The 2,904-nt window shown below is 66.6% G+C and carries 3 protein-coding genes; all 3 read left to right on the top strand.

Annotated elements, in window-relative coordinates; genetic code table 11:
* Window positions 1-573: cupredoxin domain-containing protein (locus tag VGM51_02270; GenBank protein HEY3411860.1), on the top strand; the 573-nt coding region annotated here is incomplete at its 5' end.
* A gap of 13 nt (window positions 574-586) precedes the next feature.
* The gene (ctaD, locus tag VGM51_02275) at window positions 587-2,209 is read left to right on the top strand and encodes a cytochrome c oxidase subunit I (protein ID HEY3411861.1); all 1,623 of its coding nucleotides are present in this window, start codon (window positions 587-589) and stop codon (window positions 2,207-2,209) included.
* A gap of 15 nt (window positions 2,210-2,224) precedes the next feature.
* Window positions 2,225-2,893, top strand: coding sequence for a cytochrome c oxidase subunit 3 (locus VGM51_02280; protein ID HEY3411862.1), 669 nt, complete (start codon window positions 2,225-2,227; stop codon window positions 2,891-2,893).
* Window positions 2,894-2,904 lie beyond the last annotated feature (11 nt).

Consider the following 2,904-nt stretch of genomic DNA (forward strand, 5'->3'; position numbering starts at 1 on the left):
GTCGCCGAGCCGGTGCACATCTCGCTGACCAGCAAGGACGTCATCCACGCCTTCTACGTCCCGAAGTTCCTGTTCAAGCGGGACGTCGTGCCGGGGAAGCTCAACACGTTCGACTTCACCGTGGACGAGCCCGGCACCTACCGCGGCCAGTGTGCCGAGCTCTGTGGCGCGTTCCATGGCTCGATGCTCTTCGAGGTGCACGCGCGACCGAAGGCGGAGTTCGACGCCTGGCTCGCCGACGCGATCGCCAAGGCGTCCGCGACCCCCGCCCCGGCCCCGTCCGGCGACGCCGCCGGCCCCGTGGTGGAGCTCTCGGCGCTGAACGTCGCGTTCAACACGGCGACGCTCACCGCCCCCGCCGACAAGCCGTTCACGATCCACTTCAAGAACGACGACAACGCGGTGCCGCACAACGTGGAGATCAAGGACGCCTCGGGGGGCGTGGCCTTCAAGGGCGAGATCATCACCGGCCCGGCCGAGGCCAGCTACGCCGTCCCGCCGCTCAAGGCCGGCGCCTACACCTTCGTCTGCACGGTCCATCCGAACATGACCGGCACGCTCACGGTCCAGTAAGGGAGCAGATCGGATGGCCACCACGACCCTCAACCCGGCCGCCCCCGCCGTGCGCAGCGGGCTGTACGAATGGCTCACGACCACCGATCACAAGAAGATCGGGATCATGTACCTGATCAACTCGATCGTGTTCTTCCTGATGGGCGGGATCCTGGCGCTGGTCGTGCGCGCCGAGCTCGCCCAGCCCGGGCTGCAGCTCATCGACGAGGCCTTCTACAACCAGGCCTTCACGATGCACGCCAGCTTCATGCTGTTCCTGTTCGTGATCCCGATCCTGGCGGGCTTCGGCAACTACGTCGTGCCGCTCCAGATCGGCGCGCCGGACATGGCGTTCCCGCGCATCAACGCGCTGTCGTTCTGGCTCCTGCCGCTGGGCGGCCTGCTGATGGGCTCGGGCTTCTTCGTCTCCGGCGGCTCCGCGGCGTCCGGCTGGACCGAGTACCCGCCGCTGTCGGGCGGGCAGTTCAACGGCACCGGCACGGACCTCTGGATCATGGGCCTGACCCTGATCGGCACGAGCTCCATCCTGGGCGCCATCAACTTCCTGGTCACGATCTTCAAGATGCGGGCCCCGGGCCTGACGCTGTTCCGGATGCCGATCCTCGTGTGGACCGTGCTCGTGACCAGCGTCCTCGTCCTGATGGCGACGCCGGTCTTGACCAGCGCGCTGGTGATGCTGTTCATCGACCGCAACTACGGCGGCCATTTCTTCGACCCGAACAACGGCGGCAACGCCGTGCTCTACCAGAACATCTTCTGGTTCTACTCGCACCCGGCGGTCTACATCATGATCCTGCCGGCGATGGGGATCATCAGCGAGATCCTGCCCGTGTTCTCGCGCAAGCCGCTCTTCGGCTACAAGGCGTTCGTGTTCGCGACGGTGGGCATCGGCGCCCTGGGCTTCTCGGTCTGGGCGCACCACATGTTCACGACGGGCGCCGTGTTCCTGCCGTTCTTCTCGCTGATGACGTTCCTCATCGCGGTGCCCACGGGCGTCAAGATGTTCAACTGGATCGCCACCCTGTGGCGCGGCCAGCTGACGTTCTCCACGCCGCTGCTGTACGCGGTCGGCTTCCTGACGATGTTCCTCATCGGCGGCATCAACGGCGCCTTCTCCGCGGCCGTGCCGGTGGACTTCGCGATCCACGACACCTACTGGGTCGTGGCGCACATCCACTACGTGCTGTTCGGCGGGTCGGTGTTCGCCGTCTTCGGCGGGATCTACTACTGGTTCCCCAAGATGACCGGCCGGATGCTGGGCGAGGGCCTGGGCAAGATCCAGTTCGTGCTCATGTTCATCGGCTTCAACCTGACCTTCTTCCCGATGCACCAGCTGGGCCTCGCGGGCATGCCGCGGCGGATCGCGGACTACGCGGCGGCCAGCGGCTGGAGCGAGCTCAACCTCGCGGCCACCATCGGCGGCTTCGTCATCGCGGCGAGCATGCTGCCGTTCCTGTGGAACGTGCTGGTGTCGCTGCGCAGTGGGAAGGTCGCGGGCAACGACCCGTGGGAGGCCAACACGCTCGAGTGGGCGACGTCCTCGCCGCCGCCGGCCTACAACTTCGACCACCTGCCCGAGATCCGCTCGGAGCGCCCGGTCTTCGACGCCCGGCACGGCCGGACCGCGGCCCACTAAAGGGAGACGACGACGATGACTGCCGACGCCACCTCCCTCACGACGCACGCGGACGCCCACGCCGCCGAGGCCCACGGCTCCGGGGGGATCGGGAACCCGGTCCTCGGGATGCTGCTGTTCATCGCCAGCGAGGTCATGTTCTTCGCCGGCCTGTTCGCGGCCTACTTCTCGATCCGGGCCAACTTCATCGACACCGACGGCGTCCACCGCTGGCCGCCGATCAAGTACGAGCACATCCTCGACCCGTTCAAGCTGTTCACAGACACGGGCGCGCTCAACCTGATCCTCCCGGCGACGATCATCCTGATCCTGTCCTCGGTGACCTGCCAGCTGGGCGTCAACGCCATCAAGCGGGGCGACCGGACCGGCTTCCTGCGCAGCTTCGGGGTCACCCTCGTCCTGGGCGTCCTGTTCCTGCTGATGCAGGCCTACGACTACAGCGTCCTGATCAACGAGGGCCTCACCATGGGGGCCACGACGTTCGGCACCACCTACTTCACGCTGACCGGCTTCCACGGCGCCCACGTGTTCGGCGGCGCCCTGATGCTGGGCGTCGTGGTCTATCGTGGGATGGCGGGCCAGTTCTCCGCGAAACACCACGACATGGTCGAGGCGACGTCGCTCTACTGGCACTTCGTCGACGTCGTGTGGATCGTGCTCTTCGCCACCCTGTACCTCCTGTAGCGCGAAAGGGA

This window comes from Armatimonadota bacterium (assembly GCA_036504095.1).
Lineage (GTDB): Bacteria > Armatimonadota > DTGP01 > JAKQQT01 > JAKQQT01 > DASXUL01.

Bases quoted from the DNA above. Each gene is read 5' to 3' on its own strand.
- ctaD (HEY3411861.1), top strand. From the start codon at position 587: ATGGCCACCACGACCCTCAACCCGGCCGCCCCCGCCGTGCGCAGCGGG.
- VGM51_02280 (HEY3411862.1), top strand. From the start codon at position 2,225: ATGACTGCCGACGCCACCTCCCTCACGACGCACGCGGACGCCCACGCC.